Source organism: Pseudomonas sp. MPB23 (assembly GCF_046605395.1).
Taxonomy (GTDB): domain Bacteria; phylum Pseudomonadota; class Gammaproteobacteria; order Pseudomonadales; family Pseudomonadaceae; genus Aquipseudomonas.
Genome location: NZ_CP176771.1, coordinates 4,832,357 through 4,853,738 on the forward strand (window position 1 = coordinate 4,832,357; position 21,382 = coordinate 4,853,738).

General features: G+C 58.7%; 19 protein-coding genes. 16 read left to right on the forward strand and 3 right to left on the reverse strand.

Annotated features, from left to right (window positions below):
• The first annotated feature begins 456 nt into the window (after nucleotides 1–456).
• The 3 genes from aat to infA all read left to right on the forward strand — a co-directional run bounded on the left by aat (nucleotide 457) and on the right by infA (nucleotide 2,219).
• Complete coding sequence (gene aat, locus ACLH0J_RS21785; protein WP_411388982.1) at nucleotides 457–1,137, forward strand: leucyl/phenylalanyl-tRNA--protein transferase; 681 nt, start codon at nucleotides 457–459, stop codon at nucleotides 1,135–1,137.
• Nucleotides 1,138–1,192: 55 nt separating this feature from the next.
• The gene (locus tag ACLH0J_RS21790) at nucleotides 1,193–1,900 is read left to right on the forward strand and encodes an arginyltransferase (protein WP_411388983.1); all 708 of its coding nucleotides are present in this window, start codon (nucleotides 1,193–1,195) and stop codon (nucleotides 1,898–1,900) included.
• Between the two features lie 100 nt (nucleotides 1,901–2,000).
• Nucleotides 2,001–2,219, forward strand: a complete 219-nt coding sequence (gene infA / locus ACLH0J_RS21795; RefSeq protein ID WP_002553999.1) for a translation initiation factor IF-1 — start codon at nucleotides 2,001–2,003, stop codon at nucleotides 2,217–2,219.
• A 156-nt stretch (nucleotides 2,220–2,375) separates the two neighbouring features.
• Here infA and clpA read toward each other — a convergent pair whose 3' ends face one another.
• Nucleotides 2,376–4,646, reverse strand: coding sequence for an ATP-dependent Clp protease ATP-binding subunit ClpA (gene clpA, locus ACLH0J_RS21800; protein ID WP_411388984.1), 2,271 nt, complete (start codon nucleotides 4,644–4,646; stop codon nucleotides 2,376–2,378).
• Between the two features lie 29 nt (nucleotides 4,647–4,675).
• A complete protein-coding gene (gene clpS, locus ACLH0J_RS21805) occupies nucleotides 4,676–5,044 on the reverse strand; it encodes an ATP-dependent Clp protease adapter ClpS (RefSeq protein ID WP_010567912.1) in 369 nt (122 codons plus the stop codon).
• A 224-nt stretch (nucleotides 5,045–5,268) separates the two neighbouring features.
• On the opposite strand from clpS, the gene cspD reads away from it, so the two are divergent.
• Nucleotides 5,269–5,577, forward strand: coding sequence for a cold shock domain-containing protein CspD (gene cspD / locus ACLH0J_RS21810; RefSeq protein WP_411388985.1), 309 nt, complete (start codon nucleotides 5,269–5,271; stop codon nucleotides 5,575–5,577).
• Nucleotides 5,578–5,655: 78 nt separating this feature from the next.
• Here the strand turns inward: cspD and icd are convergent, their stop codons facing one another.
• Nucleotides 5,656–6,912, reverse strand: coding sequence for an NADP-dependent isocitrate dehydrogenase (icd, locus tag ACLH0J_RS21815; protein ID WP_010566863.1), 1,257 nt, complete (start codon nucleotides 6,910–6,912; stop codon nucleotides 5,656–5,658).
• Nucleotides 6,913–7,405: 493 nt separating this feature from the next.
• Here icd and ACLH0J_RS21820 point away from each other — a divergent pair, with 493 nt between their 5' ends.
• From ACLH0J_RS21820 to nuoC, 12 genes are all read left to right on the forward strand, one after another.
• Nucleotides 7,406–9,631, forward strand: a complete 2,226-nt coding sequence (locus ACLH0J_RS21820) for an NADP-dependent isocitrate dehydrogenase (protein WP_411388986.1) — start codon at nucleotides 7,406–7,408, stop codon at nucleotides 9,629–9,631.
• Between the two features lie 75 nt (nucleotides 9,632–9,706).
• Nucleotides 9,707–10,153 carry an NUDIX hydrolase gene (locus tag ACLH0J_RS21825; protein WP_411388987.1) on the forward strand — a complete coding sequence of 149 codons (447 nt, stop codon included), beginning with the start codon at nucleotides 9,707–9,709 and terminating at the stop codon, nucleotides 10,151–10,153.
• A gap of 59 nt (nucleotides 10,154–10,212) precedes the next feature.
• On the forward strand, nucleotides 10,213–11,337 hold the full coding sequence (gene mnmA, locus ACLH0J_RS21830) for a tRNA 2-thiouridine(34) synthase MnmA (protein WP_411388988.1): 1,125 nt from the start codon (nucleotides 10,213–10,215) through the stop codon (nucleotides 11,335–11,337).
• Nucleotides 11,334–11,957 carry a high frequency lysogenization protein HflD gene (gene hflD / locus ACLH0J_RS21835; RefSeq protein WP_411388989.1) on the forward strand — a complete coding sequence of 208 codons (624 nt, stop codon included), beginning with the start codon at nucleotides 11,334–11,336 and terminating at the stop codon, nucleotides 11,955–11,957. Before mnmA ends, hflD begins: the two co-directional genes overlap by 4 nt.
• A 125-nt stretch (nucleotides 11,958–12,082) precedes the next feature.
• Nucleotides 12,083–13,453 carry an adenylosuccinate lyase gene (gene purB / locus ACLH0J_RS21840; RefSeq protein ID WP_411388990.1) on the forward strand — a complete coding sequence of 457 codons (1,371 nt, stop codon included), beginning with the start codon at nucleotides 12,083–12,085 and terminating at the stop codon, nucleotides 13,451–13,453.
• A gap of 84 nt (nucleotides 13,454–13,537) precedes the next feature.
• Nucleotides 13,538–14,704 (forward strand): JmjC domain-containing protein, encoded by a 1,167-nt coding sequence (locus ACLH0J_RS21845; protein WP_411388991.1) that lies wholly within the window; start codon nucleotides 13,538–13,540, stop codon nucleotides 14,702–14,704.
• Nucleotides 14,697–15,119, forward strand: coding sequence for a GNAT family N-acetyltransferase (locus ACLH0J_RS21850; protein ID WP_411388992.1), 423 nt, complete (start codon nucleotides 14,697–14,699; stop codon nucleotides 15,117–15,119). The genes ACLH0J_RS21845 and ACLH0J_RS21850 overlap by 8 nt, the downstream gene beginning before the upstream one ends.
• 149 nt (nucleotides 15,120–15,268) lie before the next feature.
• Complete coding sequence (locus tag ACLH0J_RS21855; protein ID WP_411388993.1) at nucleotides 15,269–16,006, forward strand: secretin N-terminal domain-containing protein; 738 nt, start codon at nucleotides 15,269–15,271, stop codon at nucleotides 16,004–16,006.
• 496 nt (nucleotides 16,007–16,502) lie between these two features.
• Entirely contained in the window at nucleotides 16,503–17,828 is a 1,326-nt protein-coding gene (gene aceA / locus ACLH0J_RS21860) for an isocitrate lyase (protein WP_024076175.1), read from the forward strand.
• 597 nt (nucleotides 17,829–18,425) lie between these two features.
• Complete coding sequence (locus ACLH0J_RS21865; RefSeq protein ID WP_003219575.1) at nucleotides 18,426–18,839, forward strand: NADH-quinone oxidoreductase subunit A; 414 nt, start codon at nucleotides 18,426–18,428, stop codon at nucleotides 18,837–18,839.
• 10 nt (nucleotides 18,840–18,849) lie between these two features.
• The gene (locus ACLH0J_RS21870; protein ID WP_003405105.1) at nucleotides 18,850–19,524 is read left to right on the forward strand and encodes a NuoB/complex I 20 kDa subunit family protein; all 675 of its coding nucleotides are present in this window, start codon (nucleotides 18,850–18,852) and stop codon (nucleotides 19,522–19,524) included.
• A 72-nt stretch (nucleotides 19,525–19,596) separates the two neighbouring features.
• Nucleotides 19,597–21,381, forward strand: a complete 1,785-nt coding sequence (nuoC, locus tag ACLH0J_RS21875) for an NADH-quinone oxidoreductase subunit C/D (protein WP_411388994.1) — start codon at nucleotides 19,597–19,599, stop codon at nucleotides 21,379–21,381.
• Nucleotide 21,382 lies beyond the last annotated feature (1 nt).

The window sequence follows — 21,382 nt, forward strand, 5'->3', positions numbered from 1 at the left end:
AATGACTGCAAATACTGCCGAATCCGGGCAGTTGAAAAATGAACGAGCGTCGTTGAATCTACTTTTTACACTGAGCGATTGCTGGATGAAATGGCGATAACGCGACAATGGCCGCATTGTACGGGTTTGCGTCCTCGATGCCACGCCGCTCGGCGGTCTTCCAACAGCATAGCCATTAGCATGTCGCAACATATTCAATTTGAGCATGCATTGTCTTTGCTGACAAAGGCTTATGAGCGGTTTTTACCAATCCAGGCAAGCTTGGCAAATGGCCTGCATCGACCAGACCCGATTACGACCACGCCTTATGCATAGAGTTGCAGAAACACCCGCTAACCCTAATGTTCCCCCCTGACAGATTCGGGCTGGCCCCACAGCGCTGGCTCGACAATAATCATCCCCTTGGGGCAGACGACCTACCTGCCACTCCACTCCCCTTCCATAAGCCTGGATGCCATGCTGACCTGGTTACAACGCGACACCCTGACCTTCCCTCCGCTGGCCAAAGCCATGCGCGAACCCAATGGCCTGCTCGCCGCCGGTGGCGACCTGTCGGCCGATCGCTTGATCCAGGCCTACCGCCATGGCTGCTTTCCATGGTTTTCGGAAGGCCAGCCGATTCTCTGGTGGTCACCCGACCCGCGCACCGTGATCTTCCCGGACGAGCTGCATGTCTCCCGCAGCCTGGCAAAATTGTTGCGCCAGCAGCGCTATGCCGTCACCTTCGACCAGGACTTTGCAGCGGTCATCCAGGCCTGCGCTGCGCCACGCGCCTATGCCGATGGCACCTGGATCACCGAAGGCATACAGAGCGCCTACCTGGAGCTGCACAAGCGCGGCTACGCCCACTCAGTGGAAGTATGGGACAACGGCGAGCTGGTGGGCGGCCTGTATGGCCTGGCAATGGGCAAGCTGTTTTTTGGCGAATCCATGTTCAGCCGCGCGGACAACGCCTCTAAATTCGGCTTTGTGACATTGACTCACCAATTGCAGGCCTGGGGTTTTGTGCTGATCGACTGCCAGATGCCCAATGATCACCTGCACAGCCTGGGCGCGCGTGCTATTCCACGCAGCGAATTCGCGGGTTTCCTGCGCGACTTTCTCGATCAACCCAATACTGGACCATGGGTTTCCTAGGCGACTTGCGCGCACCTGGCTTACACTTATTTCAAAGCTTATCCGAGGGTTGATCATGACCGAGTTGGCGCGCTTGAAGTTTTATGCCACTCAACCCCACTCTTGCAGCTATCTGCCCGACGAGCAGGCCACTACACTGTTCCTCGACCCCAGCCAGCCTATGGACGTGCATGTGTATGCCGATCTCTCGGAAATGGGCTTTCGGCGCAGCGGCGATCATTTGTACCGACCCCATTGCCAGAACTGCAATGCCTGTGTTCCGGCACGCATCCCCGTTGCGCAATTTGTGCCGGCCCGCAACCAGAAACGCATCCTCAAACGCAACGCCGACCTTACGGTGACTGCGAGCAAGCCAAGATTTACCGAAGAGTATTTCGATCTTTACCAGCGCTACATCGAACAACGTCACGCCGACGGCGATATGTTCCCACCCAGCCGCGACCAGTTTTCCACCTTTCTGGTACGCGACCTGCCCTTCTCGCGGTTCTATGAGTTTCGCCTCGACGGTCGCCTGGTGGCAGTCGCCGTGACCGATTTGCTGCCCAACGGCCTTTCTGCGGTCTACACCTTCTATGAACCGGCCGAGGAGCGCCGTAGCCTGGGGCGTTTTGCCATCCTCTGGCAAATTGGCGAAGCATTGCGCCAGGAACTGGAGGCGTTGTACCTCGGTTACTGGATCAAAAACTGCAAAAAGATGAACTACAAGACCCAATATCGGCCCATTGAACTGCTGATTAATCAAAGATGGGTCACGCTTAACTAGAACCCCTTGGCTTAAACCCCCTTTTTCGGGCACAATGCACGCCGCTTTTGCCTGGCGCAGTTGCACCGGGCCATTCACTGGATACCGAGGGCTTTACTGCATGTCGAAAGAAGACAGCTTCGAAATGGAAGGCACTGTCGTCGACACCCTGCCCAACACCATGTTTCGCGTGGAGTTGGAAAATGGGCACGTCGTAACCGCGCATATCTCCGGCAAGATGCGCAAGAACTACATTCGTATTCTTACCGGTGACAAAGTGCGCGTCGAGCTGACGCCCTATGACTTGAGCAAAGGGCGCATCACTTACCGCGCTCGTTAAACAAGTCAATACAAAACGCCCGGTTATGCCGGGCGTTTTTGTGTGCATAGGATTTACCTGTGCCCCCTCCCAGATTGGGTCTCCATTGTTCTGACAGCTGCATTTCAAGACAGCAAAAAGGCGCCTTTCGGCGCCTTTTGCATCGCTGCAGAACGATCAGGCCATTTCGGCCGTGGTTTCGAAGTCGAAGGTCAGCTCGCCGTCCTTCAGGTCGATATGCACCACGCCACCATGGTCGGAAAGCTCACCGAACAAGATCTCTTCGGCCAATGGCCGCTTGATCTTGTCCTGGATCAGACGCGCCATCGGACGAGCGCCCATTGCCGCATCGTAACCACCTTCGGCCAGCCAATTGCGTGCCGCGTCCGTCACCTCCAGCTGCACGCGCTTGTCTTCCAACTGCGCCTGAAGCTCGGTAAGGAACTTGTCCACCACGTTTTTGATGACCTCATGACTGAGGCGACCAAACTGGATAATGGTGTCCAGACGGTTGCGGAACTCCGGCGTAAAGCTCTTCTTGATCACTTCCATGGCATCGGAAGAGTGATCCTGATGGCTGAAGCCAATCGAAGCCCGCGCGGCCGTTTCGGCACCGGCGTTGGTCGTCATGATCACGATCACGTTGCGGAAGTCCGCCTTGCGCCCATTGTTGTCGGTCAGGGTCCCGTGATCCATCACCTGCAAGAGCAGGTTAAAGACTTCCGGATGCGCCTTCTCGATTTCATCGAGCAGCAGCACGCAATGCGGTTGCTTGGTGATCGCCTCGGTCAACAGGCCGCCCTGGTCGAAACCGACATAGCCCGGAGGCGCACCGATCAGGCGCGACACGGTATGGCGCTCCATGTATTCGGACATGTCGAAACGAACCAGCTCGATCCCCATCGCCTTGGCCAACTGCCGCGCTGCCTCGGTCTTGCCGACACCGGTTGGGCCGGCGAACAGGAACGAACCAACCGGCTTGTCCGGCGACTTAAGGCCCGCACGCGACAACTTGATCGCCGTGGACAACGAATCGATGGCCGCATCCTGGCCAAACACGGTGAGCTTGAGGTCACGCTCCAGATTACGCAGCAGCTCCTTGTCGGAACTGGTGACGTGTTTTGGCGGAATCCGCGCGATCTTCGCCACGATATCCTCGACCTGAGGCACATCGATGCGCTTCACACGCTTCTCGATCGGCTGCAGGCGCTGATAGGCACCGGCCTCGTCGATCACGTCGATGGCCTTGTCCGGCATGTGCCGATCGTTGATGTAGCGCGACGCTAGCTCGGCAGCAGCACGCAGGGCCTCATCGGTGTACTCGATGCCATGGTGCGCTTCAAAACGCCCCTTGAGCCCACGCAGGATACCGATGGTGTCTTCAACCGAAGGCTCGGACACGTCGACTTTCTGGAAGCGGCGCGCCAGGGCACGGTCTTTCTCGAAGATACCGCGGAACTCCTGGAACGTCGTCGATCCGATGCAACGGATATCGCCCGACGACAGCAACGGTTTGAGCAGGTTAGAGGCATCCATCACCCCACCGGACGCCGCACCGGCACCAATGATCGTGTGGATTTCATCGATGAACAGAATCGCCTGCGGGCGTTTTTTCAGCTCGCCGAGCAACGCCTTGAAGCGCTTCTCGAAATCGCCACGGTACTTGGTCCCGGCGAGCAAGGCGCCCAGGTCAAGGGAGTAGACGACGCTGTTGGCCAGCAGGTCAGGCACCTGGTTATCGACGATGCGCTTGGCCAGGCCTTCGGCAATCGCGGTTTTACCCACGCCAGCCTCACCCACCAGCAACGGGTTGTTCTTGCGACGACGCGCCAGGATCTGCGCCACGCGCTCGACCTCAAGCTCGCGACCCACCAGCGGATCGATCCGCCCCTGGCGCGCCAGCTCATTGAGGTTGCTCGCATAGGCATCCAGTGGATTGCCCGAAGAAGAAGACTCACCGCCCTCGTCGTCCTGCATGTCCTGCTCACCCTCGGAATGATCGCCGTGCCCAGGCACTTTGGAAATACCGTGGGCGATGTAGTTGACGACATCAATACGGGCAACGCTCTGCTGTTTGAGCAGAAACACCGCCTGGCTTTCCTGTTCGCTGAAGATCGCCACGAGCACATTGGCCCCCGTGACTTCACGCTTACCGGAGCTCTGTACATGGAAAACGGCGCGCTGCAATACCCGCTGGAAACCCAGGGTTGGCTGGGTCTCACGGTCCTCGTCGTGCACGGGGATCAGTGGCGTGGTGGAGTCGATAAACTCCTGCAGGTCATGCTTGAGCTTGTCGAGGTTGGCGCCGCACGCACGCAACACGGTGGCGGCAGCTTCGTTATCCAAAAGTGCCAGCAGCAGGTGCTCGACAGTCATGAATTCATGACGCTTCGAACGAGCCTCCTTGAAGGCAAGATTGAGGGTGACTTCGAGCTCGCGGTTTAACATAGCTTCACCTCATACCCAAGTGGTCGGCGTTAACCGTCCTTCTCGATTTCACAGAGTAGCGGATGCTGGCTTTCCCTGGCGTACTGGTTGACCTGCATGGCCTTTGTCTCGGCGATGTCGCGGGTAAACACTCCACATACTGCCCGTCCTTCTGTGTGAACGGCCAGCATTACCTTGGTCGCCAACTCGCGGTTCAGGTTAAAAAACACCTCGAGCACTTCGACCACGAAATCCATCGGTGTGTAGTCATCATTGAACAAAACCACCTTGTACATCGGCGGCGCCTGTAGAGCAGGCTTGGCCTCCTGAACAGCAATGCCTGCAGAACCGTCGTCATCGTGTTCGTGATCCGGTCGATCCTGATTGAATGTTAGTCGAATCTGGCTGATTGCATGCATGGAAAGAAAGGTTCGTCAGTGGTTCAAATACAGTGGTGGGGGCGACCTGCCAGATTTTCAACTCTGACCACCCGGTCGCCTTGACTATCGGCAAATCGGTGTTACAACCAATAGAACCCACAGTGGGTAAAAAAGGTCCGCGCAGTCAACCTTATTTATTCGGGTTAGGACGGATAAACTGGATGATACCCCAGTGATGGAGTCTGGTGCAGAGGGATATGGGTATGTCTGGCGTCAAGATCAGTGGCAAGGTCAAGTGGTTCAACAATGCCAAGGGATATGGCTTCATTGTTGAAGATGGCAAGTCCGAAGACCTTTTTGCGCATTACTCAGCGATCAACATGGACGGATACAAGACGCTGAAAGCGGGCCAACGCGTGGAATTTGAAATCATTCAAGGACCCAAGGGGCTGCACGCCGTCGGTATTTGTGCCGCCTGCGTGGGAGTGCCCGGAAAAGCCCACACGGAAACGCATGAAGCGAAGCCTCAAACAGATCAATCCGTTCGATCGAAAACCAAACAAACGGCCTGATCAGCGTTTGAGTAAATAGCCCGAAAAAAAGCCGGCCATCCTGATTCATCAGAATGGCCGGCTTTTATAGCCTTCGACTTACATATGCGAAATCAACGCATCCCCAAACCCTGACGACGACACCAGCTTCGCGCCATCCATCAGGCGCTCAAAGTCATAGGTCACCGTCTTGGCCGAAATAGCGCCATTGGTGCCCTTGATGATCAGGTCGGCCGCTTCGGTCCAGCCCATATGGCGCAGCATCATTTCCGCCGACAAAATCAGCGACCCTGGGTTGACCTGATCCTTGCCCGCATACTTGGGCGCAGTACCGTGGGTGGCTTCGAACATGGCCACGGTGTCGGACAGGTTAGCTCCAGGCGCAATACCGATACCGCCCACTTCCGCTGCCAGGGCGTCAGACAGATAGTCGCCATTGAGGTTGAGGGTAGCAATCACGTCGTACTCAGCCGGACGCAGCAGGATCTGCTGGAGCATGGCGTCGGCAATAGCGTCCTTGACTACCACGTTCTTGCCGGTTTTCGGGTTCTTGAACTGCATCCACGGCCCACCGTCAAGCAGCGTCGCGCCGAACTCTTCGGCCGCCACTTCATAGGCCCACTCCTTGAAGGCCCCTTCGGTGAACTTCATGATGTTGCCTTTGTGCACAATGGTCAGCGACTCGCGGTCGTTATCCACTACATATTGCAGGGCCTTGCGCGCAAGGCGCTTGGTGCCCTCCTTGGAAACCGGCTTTATGCCAATACCACAGTCCTGGTCGAAACGGATTTTGGTAACACCCATTTCCTCCTTGAGAAACTTGATCACCTTGATCGCTTCCGGCGAGCCGGCTTTCCACTCGATCCCGGCGTAAATATCCTCGGAGTTTTCGCGGAAGATGGTCATGTCCACATCACCCGGCTTCTTGACGGGGCTTGGCACGCCTTCGAACCAGCGCACAGGGCGCAGGCACACATAAAGGTCGAGTTGCTGGCGCAGAGCGACGTTCAACGAACGGATGCCGCCGCCGACCGGCGTCGTCAGCGGACCCTTGATGGACACCACATAATCCCTGACCGCGTCCAGGGTTTCCTGGGGCAGCCAGGTGTCCTGGTCGTAGACTTGGGTGGCCTTTTCACCGGCGAAAACTTCCATCCACGAAATCTTGCGCTTGCCGCCGTACGCTTTTTCAACAGCGGCGTCGACTACCTTGATCATTACCGGGCTGATGTCGACGCCAATACCGTCACCTTCAATATAAGGAATGATCGGTTGGTCAGGAACATTGAGAGAATGGTCTGCATTGACGGTGATTTTGTCGCCGACTGCCGGAACCTGAATCTTCTTGTATCCCATGCTGAACTCCATCTATGGATTAAACATCTGGCTGCGTTCGAGCCTACTCCAGATAAATGGCGACCGAAACCTCACGCCACGCTCAATTGCATCGAAAACAGCATAATTTGTCGCCTACAAGCCTGAAAGCAAAGGGAAAAATGCCAATCTTGAGCACATCGTGCGACTTTAGGCGTAACCCGGTACCTGCGACCTTTAGACCAATGGACGACCCACCTTTTGTATGAAGGCTCGGCGTAAGCATAGCGACCTATGTATAATGCCGCCGCTGACCAAAGAGTCACAACGGCGGACCGCTCTAGAACCGAGCCCTCCGCCAGAAAGCAGGGCTATTACAATAGCCCACCCGCTTGACGCTCGACTGATGCAACCCAACATCACCGCGAAGAAACCTCGACCTTTCGCTCATGGATGACTTTGAACGAACGCGCTCTACCCGGCGCATCTCGAGTTTCTGCGCACGCTTTCAGCAAAGAAGAGAGTTAATCCGAATATGCCCACCCGCTCGAAGATCATCTACACCTTCACCGACGAAGCACCAGCCCTCGCCACCTATTCACTGCTGCCTATCGTAGAGGCCTTCACCGCTTCCGCTGATATTGCCGTGGAAACCCGCGACATTTCCCTCGCCGGGCGCATCCTCGCAAGCTTCCCCGAGCAACTGGGCAATAAAGCCGTCCCGGACCACCTCGCCGAACTCGGCGCCCTGGCCGTTACGCCTGAAGCCAACATCATCAAACTGCCTAACATCAGTGCCTCGACCCCTCAGTTGCAGGCGGCGATCAAGGAACTGCAAGCCAAGGGCTACGCCCTGCCGGACTACCCGGAAACCGTAACCACCGACGCGGAAAAAGAAACCCGCGCACGTTACGACAAGATCAAGGGCAGCGCCGTGAACCCGGTACTGCGCGAAGGCAACTCCGACCGCCGCGCACCGCTGTCGGTCAAGAATTACGCGCGCAAGCACCCGCACAAGATGGGCGCCTGGGCTGCCGACTCCAAGTCCCACGTCGCTTACATGAGCCACGGCGACTTCTACGGCAGCGAAAAAGCCGTACAGATCGAGGCAGCCGACGCGGTCAAAATCGAACTGATCGCTAAAGATGGCACCGCGACTGTACTGAAGGAAAAGACTTCCGTACAAGCTGGCGAAATCATCGACAGTTCCGTATTGAGCAAGAACGCCCTGCGCAGCTTCATCGCCGCCGAAATCGAAGACGCGAAGAAACAAGGCGTGCTGCTGTCGGTTCACCTGAAAGCCACCATGATGAAGGTCTCCGACCCGATCATGTTCGGCCAGATCGTTGCCGAGTTCTATAAAGACGCCCTGGCCAAGCACGCCACCGTACTGGAGCAGATCGGCTTCAACCTGAACAACGGCATCGGCGACCTGTACGCTCGCATCAAGGCCCTGCCGGCCGAGCAGCAAGCCCAGATCGAAGCTGACATCCAGGCGGTCTACGCCGCGCGCCCTTCCCTGGCGATGGTCAACTCCGAGAAAGGCATCACCAACCTGCACGTGCCGAGCGACGTTATTGTCGACGCCTCGATGCCGGCCATGATCCGTGACTCCGGCAAAATGTGGGGCACTGACGGCAAACTGCACGACACCAAGGCCGTGATCCCGGATCGCTGCTACGCCACCATCTACCAAGCCGTCATCGAAGACTGCAAGGCCCATGGCGCGTTCGATCCGACCACCATGGGCAGCGTGCCGAACGTTGGCCTGATGGCACAGAAAGCCGAAGAGTACGGCTCTCACGACAAGACCTTCCAGGTCAAGGCTGACGGCGTCGTCCGCGTTACCGACAGCAAGGGCAAGCTGCTGATGGAGCAGCCCGTCGAAGCCGGCGACATCTTCCGTATGTGCCAGGCCAAAGACGCGCCGATCCAGGACTGGGTCAAACTCGCCGTCAACCGCGCCCGCGCCAGCAACACCCCGGCCATCTTCTGGCTGGACCCACAGCGCGCCCACGACGGTGCAGTGATCGAGAAAGTCCAGACCTACCTGAAAGACTACAACACCGAAGGCCTGGACATCCGCATCATGTCGCCAGTCGACGCGATGAAGTTCACCCTGGAGCGCACTCGCAAGGGCCTGGACACCATCTCGGTAACCGGCAACGTACTGCGCGATTACCTGACCGACCTGTTCCCGATCATGGAGCTGGGCACCAGCGCCAAGATGCTGTCGATCGTGCCGTTGATGAACGGCGGCGGCCTGTTCGAAACCGGCGCCGGCGGTTCGGCACCCAAGCACGTGCAACAACTGCTGGAAGAGAACTTCCTGCGCTGGGATTCCCTGGGCGAGTTCCTGGCCCTGGCCGCGTCCCTTGAGCATTTGGGTGTGACGTACAACAATCCGAAAGCCCTCGTGCTGTCCAAGACCCTGGACCAGGCCACCGGCCAGTTCCTCGACAACAACAAGTCGCCATCGCGCAAAGTCGGCAACATCGACAACCGCGGCAGCCACTTCTACCTGGCGCTGTACTGGGCTCAAGCCCTGGCCGCGCAGACTGAAGACACTGCACTGCAAGCGCAGTTCACCACACTGGCCAAGACCCTGGCCGCGAACGAGGCAACCATCGTTGCCGAGCTCAACGCCGTACAGGGCAAGCCAGTGGACATCGGCGGTTACTACGCGCCGAACCCGGAACTGACCAGCAAGGTCATGCGCCCAAGCAACACGCTCAATGCGGCGATTGCTGCACTGGTGTAAGGTTGTAGCGATACAAAGAAACCCCGGCCCTGCGCCGGGGTTTCTGCTTATCCCCCCTTTTAATCGAGGCGCTCCATGACCTGGCAACCCCACATCACCGTCGCCACCATCGTCGAAGACAACGGCCGCTTCCTGATGGTCGAAGAACTCAAGGGCGGCCGCGCCGTGCTCAACCAGCCCGCCGGCCACCTTGATCCGCACGAAACCCTGACCGAAGCCGCCGTGCGCGAAACCCTCGAAGAAACCGGCTGGGACGTCGAAGCCACCGGCATCGTCGGGATCTACCTCTACACCGCCCCCAGCAACGGTGTGACCTACCAGCGCGTGTGCTTCACCGCCAAGGCCCTGAAACACCACCCGGACTATCAACTGGATGAAGGCATCGTGCGTGCCCGCTGGCTGACCCGTGACGAGCTGATGGCCCTGCGCGATGCCTGGCGCAGCGAGTTGATCATCCACTGCATCGATGATTATTTGAGCGGCCAGCGCCACAGTCTCGAACTGATCCGACCTTCTCTTTAGCCTTAGAGGCTGCGGCCTGATAGAATCGCGTCCTTTTTCAAGACACCCGTTGAAACCCTATGCGTGATCCAGCCCCTTCTGACACACAAAAGAAGCGCGTCATCGTCGGTATGTCCGGCGGCGTGGATTCTTCCGTTTCCGCCGTTCTGCTCATGGAGCAGGGTTATGAGGTGGAAGGCCTGTTCATGAAGAACTGGGAAGAAGACGATGGAACGGAATATTGCACCGCCATGGACGATCTGGCGGACGCCCAGGCTGTCTGCGACAAGATCGGCATCAAGCTGCATACCGCCAATTTCGCCGCCGAGTACTGGGACAACGTGTTCGAGCACTTCCTGGCCGAATACAAGGCCGGTCGCACACCGAACCCGGACATCCTGTGCAACCGCGAGATCAAGTTCAAGGCGTTCCTCGACTACGCCATGATGCTCGGCGCTGACCTGATTGCCACCGGCCACTACGTGCGCCGCCGCGACATCGACGCACGCACCGAACTGCTCAAGGGCCTGGATGCAAACAAGGACCAGAGCTACTTCCTGCACGCCGTCGGCGGCGAACAGATCGCCAAGACCCTGTTCCCGGTGGGCGAACTGGAAAAACCCGAAGTGCGCAGGATTGCCGAAAAGCACGACCTGGCCACGGCAAAGAAAAAGGACTCCACCGGGATCTGCTTTATCGGCGAGCGTCGCTTCAGCGACTTCCTCAAGCAGTACCTGCCAGCACAACCGGGCGAGATCAAGACCACAGACGGTGAAGTGATCGGCCGCCACCATGGTCTGATGTACCACACCATCGGCCAGCGCCAGGGACTGGGCATCGGCGGCTTGAAAGACGCCGGTGACGAGCCATGGTACGTACTGGTCAAGGACCTGGAACACAACGAACTGATCGTCGGCCAGGGCAATGACCACCCTTGGCTGTTCTCCCGCGCGCTGCTCGCTTCGGACATCTACTGGGTCAACCCGGTGGACCTGAGCGCGCCGCGCCGCCTGACCGCCAAGGTGCGCTATCGCCAGAGCGACCAGCCCTGCACCCTGGAAAAAACCGCCAGCGGTTACCGCGCCACCTTCGATGACCCGCAACGCGCGGTCACGCCTGGCCAGTCCGTGGTGTTCTACGATGGCGAGGTGTGCCTGGGCGGCGGCGTGATAGAAGTCGCCGAACCCTGGAGCAACCCGGCATGACCCCGACCCAGGAGCAATTGACAGCACTGGGCGGCGTATTCCTCGCTGCGGTACTGGTGGATAAGATCGCCAAGACCGGCCAGGTCACCGAAGCCGGCCTGACCTGCATGCTCGGCAGCCTGCTGATCCGCGACCCCAAGGACACTCTGGAAGTCTATGGCGGTGACGATTTGGCGCTGCGTGAAGGCTACCGCGCACTGGTAGGCGCACTGGAACGCGACCCGAGCACCTTGCAGCGCGAACCGTTGCGCTACGCCCTGTCGATGCTCGGTCTCGAGCGTCAACTGGCCAAGCGAAACGACCTGCTGGAAACGATCGGCAAGCGCCTGCCGCAGATCCAGTCCCAGGTTGAACACTTCGGCCCAGCCCATGAAAACGTCATCGCCGCCTGCGGCGCGCTGTACCAGGACACCTTGAGCACCTTGCGCCAGCGCATCCAGGTGCATGGCGACATGCGCAATCTGCAGCAACCGAACAACGCCTCGAAAATCCGTGCCCTGCTCCTGGCCGGTATTCGATCGGCGCGGTTGTGGCGCCAATTGGGCGGTCATCGTTGGCAGTTGGTCATCAGCCGTCGCAAATTACTCAAAGAGCTTTACCCGTTGATGCGCAACGAATAAGTCGCAGCAACAGGCCCTTTTCAAGCCGTTACGCGTAATACGCCGGTCAGTTGGCAACGGACCGGCGGATTTTTTCATGTATGATACGCGCCCCATTTCGTTGCCCGACTGTCCGAGAACACCCCATGCAGCTTTCTTCGCTCACTGCGGTTTCCCCTGTTGACGGCCGCTACGCCGGCAAGACCCAGGCCCTGCGCCCTATTTTCAGCGAATACGGCCTGATCCGTGCCCGTGTACTGGTTGAAGTGCGCTGGCTCCAGCGCCTGGCCGCTCACCCCGCCATCAGTGAAGTGCCGGCGTTCTCCGCCGAAGCCAATGCGGTATTGAACACCCTGGCGGAAAACTTCTCTCTGGAGCACGCCGAGCGTGTCAAAGAGATCGAGCGCACCACCAACCACGACGTCAAAGCCATTGAGTACCTGCTCAAAGAGCAAGCGGCCAAGCTGCCGGAACTGGCCCAGGTCAGCGAGTTCATCCACTTTGCCTGCACCAGCGAGGACATCAACAACCTGTCCCACGCCCTGATGCTGCGCGAAGGCCGTGATGACGTGCTGCTGCCGCTGATGCGCCAGACCGCCGAAGCCATCCGCGACCTGGCCATTCGTTTCGCCGAAGTGCCGATGCTGTCGCGCACCCACGGCCAGCCGGCCTCGCCGACGACCCTGGGCAAAGAACTGGCCAACGTGGTGTACCGCCTGGAGCGCCAGATCGCTCAGATCGCTGCGGTCCCGTTGCTGGGCAAGATCAACGGCGCTGTCGGCAACTACAACGCCCACCTGTCGGCCTACCCCGAGATCGACTGGGAAGCCAACGCCCGTGCCTTCATCGAAGACGAACTGGGCCTGGGCTTCAACCCCTACACCACGCAGATCGAACCGCACGACTACATCGCCGAACTGTTCGACGCCATTGCGCGCTTCAACACCATCCTGATCGACTTCGATCGCGATATCTGGGGCTACATCTCCCTGGGCTATTTCAAGCAGCGCACCATTGCCGGTGAAATCGGTTCGTCGACCATGCCGCATAAGGTCAACCCGATCGACTTCGAAAACTCCGAAGGCAACCTCGGCATCGCCAACGCGCTGTTCCAGCACCTGGCCAGCAAGCTGCCGATCTCCCGCTGGCAGCGCGACCTGACCGACTCCACCGTGCTGCGCAACCTCGGCGTGGGCTTTGCCCATAGCGTGATCGCGTACGAAGCCAGCCTCAAAGGCATCAGCAAGCTGGAACTCAACGAGCAGAAAATCGCCGCTGATCTGGATGCATGCTGGGAAGTCCTGGCCGAGCCGATCCAGACCGTGATGCGCCGCTACAACATCGAAAACCCGTACGAGAAGCTCAAAGAGTTGACGCGCGGCAAGGGCATCAGCCCGCAAGCGCTGCAAACTTTCATCGACGGCCTGGACATGCCCGCCGCTGCCAAGGCCGAGCTGAAACTGCTCACCCCGGCCAACTACATCGGCAATGCCGTGGCCCAAGCCAAGCGCATCTGATCATCGCAAGCCCCTTTGAGACGCCCGGCCGCGCCGGGCGTTTTTATTTCAGTCTTAAAAGTGCTTTTTTTCAATAGGTTACACATGAATCCTGATATCCCTCTTCAACTTTTGGGCGGCATCACGGCACGGGAATTCCTGCGCGACTACTGGCAGAAAAAACCGTTGCTGATCCGTCAGGCCATTCCTGATTTCGAAAGCCCGATCGACGCCGACGAACTGGCAGGCCTGGCCTTGGAAGAAGAAGTCGAGTCGCGCCTGGTGATCGAACACGGCGAACGCCCGTGGGAACTGCGTCGCGGCCCATTCACCGAAGACACCTTCAGCACCCTGCCCGAGCGCGAGTGGACCCTGCTGGTGCAGGCCGTCGACCAGTTCGTGCCGGAAGTCGCCGAGTTGCTGGAGCAGTTCCGCTTCCTGCCGAGCTGGCGCATCGACGACGTGATGATCAGCTTCGCCGCGCCCGGCGGCAGCGTGGGCCCGCACTTCGATAACTACGACGTGTTCCTGCTGCAAGCCCATGGCAAGCGCAACTGGAAAATCGGTCAGATGTGCAGCTCCGAGAGCCCCATGCTGCAACACGCAGACCTGCGCATCCTCGCCGAATTCGAAGAGAGCGCCGAATGGGTACTGGAACCGGGCGATATGCTCTACCTGCCGCCACGCCTGGCCCACTTCGGTATCGCTGAAGACGACTGCATGACCTACTCGGTCGGCTTCCGCGCTCCGAGCGCCGCCGAAGTACTGACCCACTTCACCGACTTCCTCGCCCAGTACCTGACCGACGAAGAGCGTTACACCGATGCGGACGCCCAGCCGGTCAGCGACCCGCACCAGATCCAGAGCGACGCCCTGGACCGCCTCAAGAGCCTGCTGGCCGAGCACATGAGCGACGAGCGCATGCTGCTGACCTGGTTCGGCCAGTTCATGACCGAGCCACGCTACCCGGAACTGATCGCCGGCGAAGAACTGATCGAAGAAGACTTCATCAGCAGCCTGCAAGACGGTGCGATTCTGGTGCGCAACCCGAGCGCACGCATGGCCTGGTCCGAAGTCGACGACGACGTGCTGCTGTTCGCCAGCGGCCAGAGCCGTTACCTGCCAGGCAAACTGCGTGAACTGTTGAAACTGGTGTGCTCGGCCGACGCGCTGCACAGCGAAAACCTCGGCGAATGGCTGGCGGACGAAGATGGCCGTGACCTGTTGTGCGAACTGGTCAAGCAAGGAAGCCTGGGGTTTGCCGATGAATAAGATTCACGTACGTGTCGCGGACTGGCAAAAGGATATCGCTGAGATTCGGCGCATTCGTGAAGCGGTATTTATCGCTGAACAATCAGTCCCACCCGAGCTTGAGTGGGATGCGGACGACGCTGATGCTGTGCATTTCCTGGCGTTTGAGGGTGACTTTCCGATTGGCACGGCGCGTCTGCTGCCCAGCGGCGAGATCGGTCGCGTATCGGTGCTCAAGGACTGGCGCGGGCTCAAGGTCGGCGACAAGCTGATGGAAGCCGTGATTGGCGAAGCCGAGAAGCGCGGCCAGGACAAACAGTTCCTCAGTGCGCAGGTCTATGCTGCGCCGTTCTATGAGCGACTGGGCTTCAAGATCGTCAGCGAGGAATTCCTCGAAGTCGGGATTCCGCACGTCGATATGGTGCGCGAGGGCTGATCCGGGACCGCGTCGCGGCTATCGAGAGCACCACAAAACACCCTGCCATCCCCCGATGCCAGGGTGTTTTGCCGTCTACGATTCAACTTGCGACCTGCCAGGCCGACAAAGTGGCACTATCAAGCCTTTGACTCGCAGAGATAACGGACATGTCCCTACGCACCCTGCTCACCGCCCTCCTCCTGACCGCCAGCTTCACAGCAGTGGCCGACACCGAAGTCGTCAATCTGAGCAATCGCACCAGCGCCGACCTATTGCCTGTAGCGCAAAACTTCATCGGTAAAGACGGCACCGTCAGCGCCTATGGCAATCAACTGATCGTGAACGCTGACCCCGGCAAAATCCAGGACCTGCGCGCCCTGCTTGCCCAACTGGACACACCCGCCAAACGCCTGCTGATCACCGTCGACACCAACGAAAACAACCAGCAAAACAGCGGTGACAGCCAGACCCGCATCATCAGCTACGGCACCACCAGCCGGGATGGCGGCATCCAGCAGATCCAGGCCAGCGAAGGCGTACCCGCACTGATCCAGGTGGGCCAGAGCGTCCCCCTGACCACCACCGAGCCCGACAGCTACGGTCGCCCGCAAAATCAGACCCAGTACCGCAATGTCACCCAGGGTTTCTACGTCACCGCCAGTGTCACGGGCGAGACCGTGCACCTGGCGATCAGCACCAATCGTGACCGCATGAGCCAGGAACGCCCCGATGTAGTGAATGTGCAAAGCACCGACACAACCATCAGCGGCCGCCTGGGCGAATGGATTACCCTGGCCGGCATCAATCGCGAGACCCAGGCCGGCAAATACACTACAACCCGCAGTTACGCTACCCAGGGCCGTGATGACCTGACTTTGCGGGTCAAAGTCGACACTCTGAACTGAAGCATCAAAACCTGACTGACGAGTCGCCTAAGACTAAAGATGTAGTGGCTAAAAAAAAGCACTACAAAACATTTGACGATCCAAAAAAGCATGGGCATGATGGCCTCGCTCCCGCTAATCAGAGGCCCTGGCAAGGGCCTTCGGATCGTCGCTCCAAGTTATCCACCTGAGCCGATTCGTGTCTGTACCGCCCACAAGGTGTGTTTGACGAGGTTGCGACTGGAACGAAGTTGTCCCGAGGGACGGAAGCTAACCAGGTAACCCGGCTACACACTGATGGATCGTACAAAGGCCCACGACGCCCGAAGACCGTTCGCAGTCTGCCCTTACCTGCTCAATTCCGCCCTTGAGCCTCTTCGTTCATCCCGTCGCATTCTCCGCCGAACTTGACTTGAACACCTAAGCTTCTGGTCAGCGAGCAGCCATTGCCACGCACTGAAAACGTGGCTGGCAAACGGAATTTTCCACCCAGACCTATGCGACGAGGTTTTTCCCCATGGCACTGACACGCGAACAGCAAATTGCAGCCCTTGAAAAAGATTGGGCTGAAAACCCACGCTGGAAAGGCGTGACCCGCGCTTATTCCGCTGCTGACGTCGTCCGCCTGCGTGGCTCGGTTCAACCTGAGCACACCTTTGCAAAACTCGGCGCCGAGAAGCTGTGGAACCTGGTCACCCAGGGCGCCAAGCCTTCCTTCCGTCCCGACAAAGATTTCGTCAACTGCATGGGCGCCCTGACCGGCGGCCAGGCAGTACAACAGGTAAAAGCCGGTATCCAGGCGATCTACCTGTCCGGCTGGCAAGTGGCTGCGGACAACAACTCCGCTGAATCCATGTACCCCGACCAATCGCTGTACCCGGTGGACTCCGTACCCACCGTGGTCAAGCGCATCAACAACTCGTTCCGTCGCGCCGACCAGATCCAGTGGAAAGCCGGTAAAGGCCCGGGCGATGAAGGTTACATCGACTACTTCGCACCGATCGTGGCTGACGCCGAAGCCGGTTTCGGCGGTGTACTGAACGCCTACGAGCTGATGAAGAGCATGATCGAAGCAGGCGCCGCCGGCGTTCACTTCGAAGACCAACTGGCCTCGGTGAAGAAATGCGGCCACATGGGCGGCAAGGTACTTGTACCAACCCAGGAAGCCGTACAGAAGCTGACCGCTGCCCGCCTGGCGGCTGACGTTGCCGGTACACCGACCATCATCCTGGCCCGTACCGACGCCAACGCTGCCGACCTGCTGACTTCGGACTGCGACCCGTACGACCAACCGTTCGTCACCGGCGAACGTACCCAGGAAGGCTTCTACAAAGTGCGCGCCGGTCTCGACCAGGCCATCGCCCGCGGCCTGGCCTATGCCCCGTACGCCGACCTGATCTGGTGCGAAACCGCCAAGCCGGACCTGGCAGAAGCCCGTCGCTTCGCTGAAGCGATCAAAAAGGAATACCCGGACCAACTGCTGTCCTACAACTGCTCGCCTTCCTTCAACTGGAAGAAAAACCTGGACGACGCGACCATCGCCAAGTTCCAGCGCGAACTGTCCGCCATGGGCTACAAGCACCAGTTCATCACCCTGGCCGGCATTCACAACATGTGGCACAGCATGTTCAACCTGGCGCATGACTACGCCCGCAACGACATGACCGCCTACGTGAAGCTGCAGGAGCAGGAATTCGCTGACGCCGCCAAGGGTTACACCTTCGTGGCTCACCAGCAGGAAGTCGGCACTGGCTACTTCGACGACATGACCACCGTGATCCAGGGCGGCACCTCGTCCGTGACCGCGCTGACCGGTTCGACCGAAGAAGAGCAGTTCCACTGATTGAAGTGAGAACACGGCCACTGCGGATCCGCTGAAGAGCTAACCGACGTGCCGCGCGACAATTACGCCCCGACTGGTTCGGGGCGTTTTTTTTGCGCGGTAAAATGCGCCCTGGAGGCCACCAGGAGCAAAAATGCGGGAGGGGCTTGCTCCCACACCGGGAAGCGTGACCAGCCTGAAGTTTTTTTAAAAAACATTGATCCAGAGCGGCATTCACCGAGATCAAATCGGTTAAAAGATCCGTACCGGCAACTAAGCGGTAATCAAGCAAGTAACGGTAACTTCCCCCACCCCACCACAACCATCCGCTTAAAACCCACCCAAACAACATTCATTATCATTTAGGGCGTGAAAACGCTGTTACAGGTTAAACAAAACACATTTGATCAAATGCTCGCTAATGCCCGTACTACAAGGGCTGCAGCCCCAGGAAGGTACACTATGTCCTTATTCCATCGAATAATTTCACCATCGGAATTTTACTTGCCCGGTGTTTAGCCATAAAATCAACGCGATTGATTGCGCTGCGACATATCGTCACTGCATTATTACTTTTTCGAGCTCAGAGACCTTTGCTCTCTGCTAAGGATTACCAGCATGACCGAAGCGACAGGACTCATGGCCCACAACTGGGGCTTTGCCATTTTCCTCCTCGGTGTTGTCGGCCTCTGTGCCTTCATGCTCGGCGTCTCCAGCCTCCTCGGGTCAAAAGCTTGGGGCCGCAGCAAAAATGAGCCGTTCGAGTCCGGCATGCTACCTACAGGTGGCGCCCGCCTGCGGCTCTCAGCCAAATTCTATCTGGTCGCGATGCTGTTCGTGATCTTCGATATCGAAGCCCTCTTTCTCTTTGCCTGGTCTGTGTCCGTCCGCGAAAGCGGCTGGACCGGATTCGTCGAAGCCCTCGTTTTCATAGCAATTCTGTTGGCAGGCCTTGTCTACCTATTTCGAGTGGGCGCCCTTGATTGGGCTCCGGAAGCTCGTCGTAAGCGGCAAGCGAAGCTGAAACAATGAGGCTTTGGCGATGCAATACAATCTCACCAGGATCGACCCGGATGCTCCTAACGAGCAGTACCCCATCGGCAAACGGGAAACCGTTTCCGATCCGTTAGAAGACCAAGTCCACAAAAACATCTACATGGGCAAGCTGGAAGACGTGCTGAGTGGCGCGGTCAACTGGGGACGTAAGAACTCCCTGTGGCCGTACAACTTCGGTCTGTCCTGCTGCTACGTGGAAATGACCACCGCCTTCACGGCGCCCCACGACATCGCGCGCTTTGGCGCCGAAGTCATCCGGGCATCACCGCGCCAGGCGGATTTCATGGTTATCGCCGGAACCTGCTTCATCAAGATGGCGCCGATCATTCAGCGTCTCTACGAGCAAATGCTCGAGCCGAAGTGGGTTATCTCCATGGGTTCGTGCGCCAACTCTGGTGGCATGTACGACATCTACTCCGTGGTTCAGGGGGTGGACAAGTTCCTGCCCGTGGACGTCTACGTGCCTGGCTGCCCGCCCCGCCCTGAAGCGTTCCTGCAAGGCTTGATGCTGTTGCAGGAATCGATTGGCAAGGAGCGTCGCCCACTTTCCTGGGTTGTCGGAGATCAAGGCGTTTACCGCGCCGAGATGCCGTCACAAAAGGAACAGCGCCGCGAACAGCGTATTCAGGTCACCAACCTGCGCAGCCCCGACGAAGTCTGATCCAGCGCCGCTTCTTTCATAGAACGAAAACCTGGCTTCATTCTTTACGTTGACCGAAAGCGATAAAAAACCATGACTACAGGCAGTGCTCTGTACATCCCGCCTTATAAGGCAGACGACCAGGATGTGGTCGTCGAACTCAATAACCGTTTTGGCCCTGACGCCTTCACCGCCCAGGCCACACGCACCGGTATGCCGGTGCTGTGGGTGGCGCGCGCCAAGCTCGTCGAAGTCCTGACCTTCCTGCGCAACCTGCCCAAGCCGTACGTCATGCTCTATGACCTGCATGGCGTGGACGAGCGTCTGCGTACCAAGCGCCAGGGGCTGCCGAGCGGCGCCGATTTCACCGTGTTCTACCACCTGATGTCGCTGGAACGTAACAGCGACGTGATGATCAAGGTCGCCCTGTCCGAGAGCGACCTGAGCGTCCCGACTGTCACCGGTATCTGGCCGAACGCCAGTTGGTACGAGCGTGAAGTCTGGGACATGTTCGGTATCGACTTCCCGGGTCACCCACACCTGACGCGCATCATGATGCCGCCGACCTGGGAAGGTCACCCACTGCGCAAGGACTTCCCTGCCCGCGCCACCGAATTCGACCCTTTCAGCCTCAACCTGGCCAAGCAGCAGCTGGAAGAAGAGGCTGCACGCTTCCGTCCGGAAGACTGGGGCATGAAACGCTCCGGCACCAACGAGGACTATATGTTCCTCAACCTGGGCCCGAACCACCCTTCGGCCCACGGTGCGTTCCGTATCATCCTGCAACTGGACGGCGAAGAAATCGTCGACTGCGTGCCGGACATCGGTTACCACCACCGTGGTGCCGAGAAGATGGCCGAGCGTCAGTCCTGGCACAGCTTCATCCCGTACACCGACCGTATCGACTACCTCGGCGGCGTGATGAACAACCTGCCGTACGTGCTCTCGGTCGAGAAGCTGGCCGGGATCAAGGTGCCGGACCGCGTCGACACCATCCGCATCATGATGGCCGAGTTCTTCCGGATCACCAGCCACCTGCTGTTCCTGGGTACCTACATCCAGGACGTCGGCGCCATGACCCCGGTGTTCTTCACCTTCACCGACCGTCAGCGCGCCTACAAGGTCATCGAAGCCATCACCGGCTTCCGCCTGCACCCGGCCTGGTACCGCATCGGCGGTGTGGCACACGACCTGCCCAACGGCTGGGATCGACTGGTCAAGGAATTCATCGACTGGATGCCCAAGCGTCTGGACGAGTACCAGAAAGCCGCCCTCGACAACAGCATCCTCAAGGGCCGGACCATCGGCGTTGCCCAGTACAACACCAAGGAAGCCCTGGAATGGGGCGTCACCGGTGCCGGCCTGCGCTCCACCGGTTGCGACTTCGACCTGCGCAAGGCACGCCCGTACTCCGGCTACGAGAACTTCGAGTTCGAAGTACCGCTGGCGGCCAATGGCGATGCCTACGACCGTTGCATCGTGCGCGTCGAAGAAATGCGCCAGAGCCTGAAGATCATCGAACAGTGCATGCGCAACATGCCGGCCGGCCCGTACAAGGCGGATCACCCGCTGACCACGCCGCCGCCGAAAGAGCGCACGCTGCAGCACATCGAAACCCTGATCACGCACTTCCTGCAAGTCTCGTGGGGCCCGGTAATGCCGGCCAACGAGTCCTTCCAGATGATCGAAGCGACCAAGGGTATCAACAGTTATTACCTGACGAGCGATGGCGGCACCATGAGCTACCGCACCCGGATTCGTACCCCAAGCTTCGCCCACTTGCAGCAGATCCCTTCGGTGATCAAAGGCGAGATGGTCGCGGACTTGATTGCGTACCTGGGTAGTATCGATTTCGTTATGGCCGACGTGGACCGCTAAG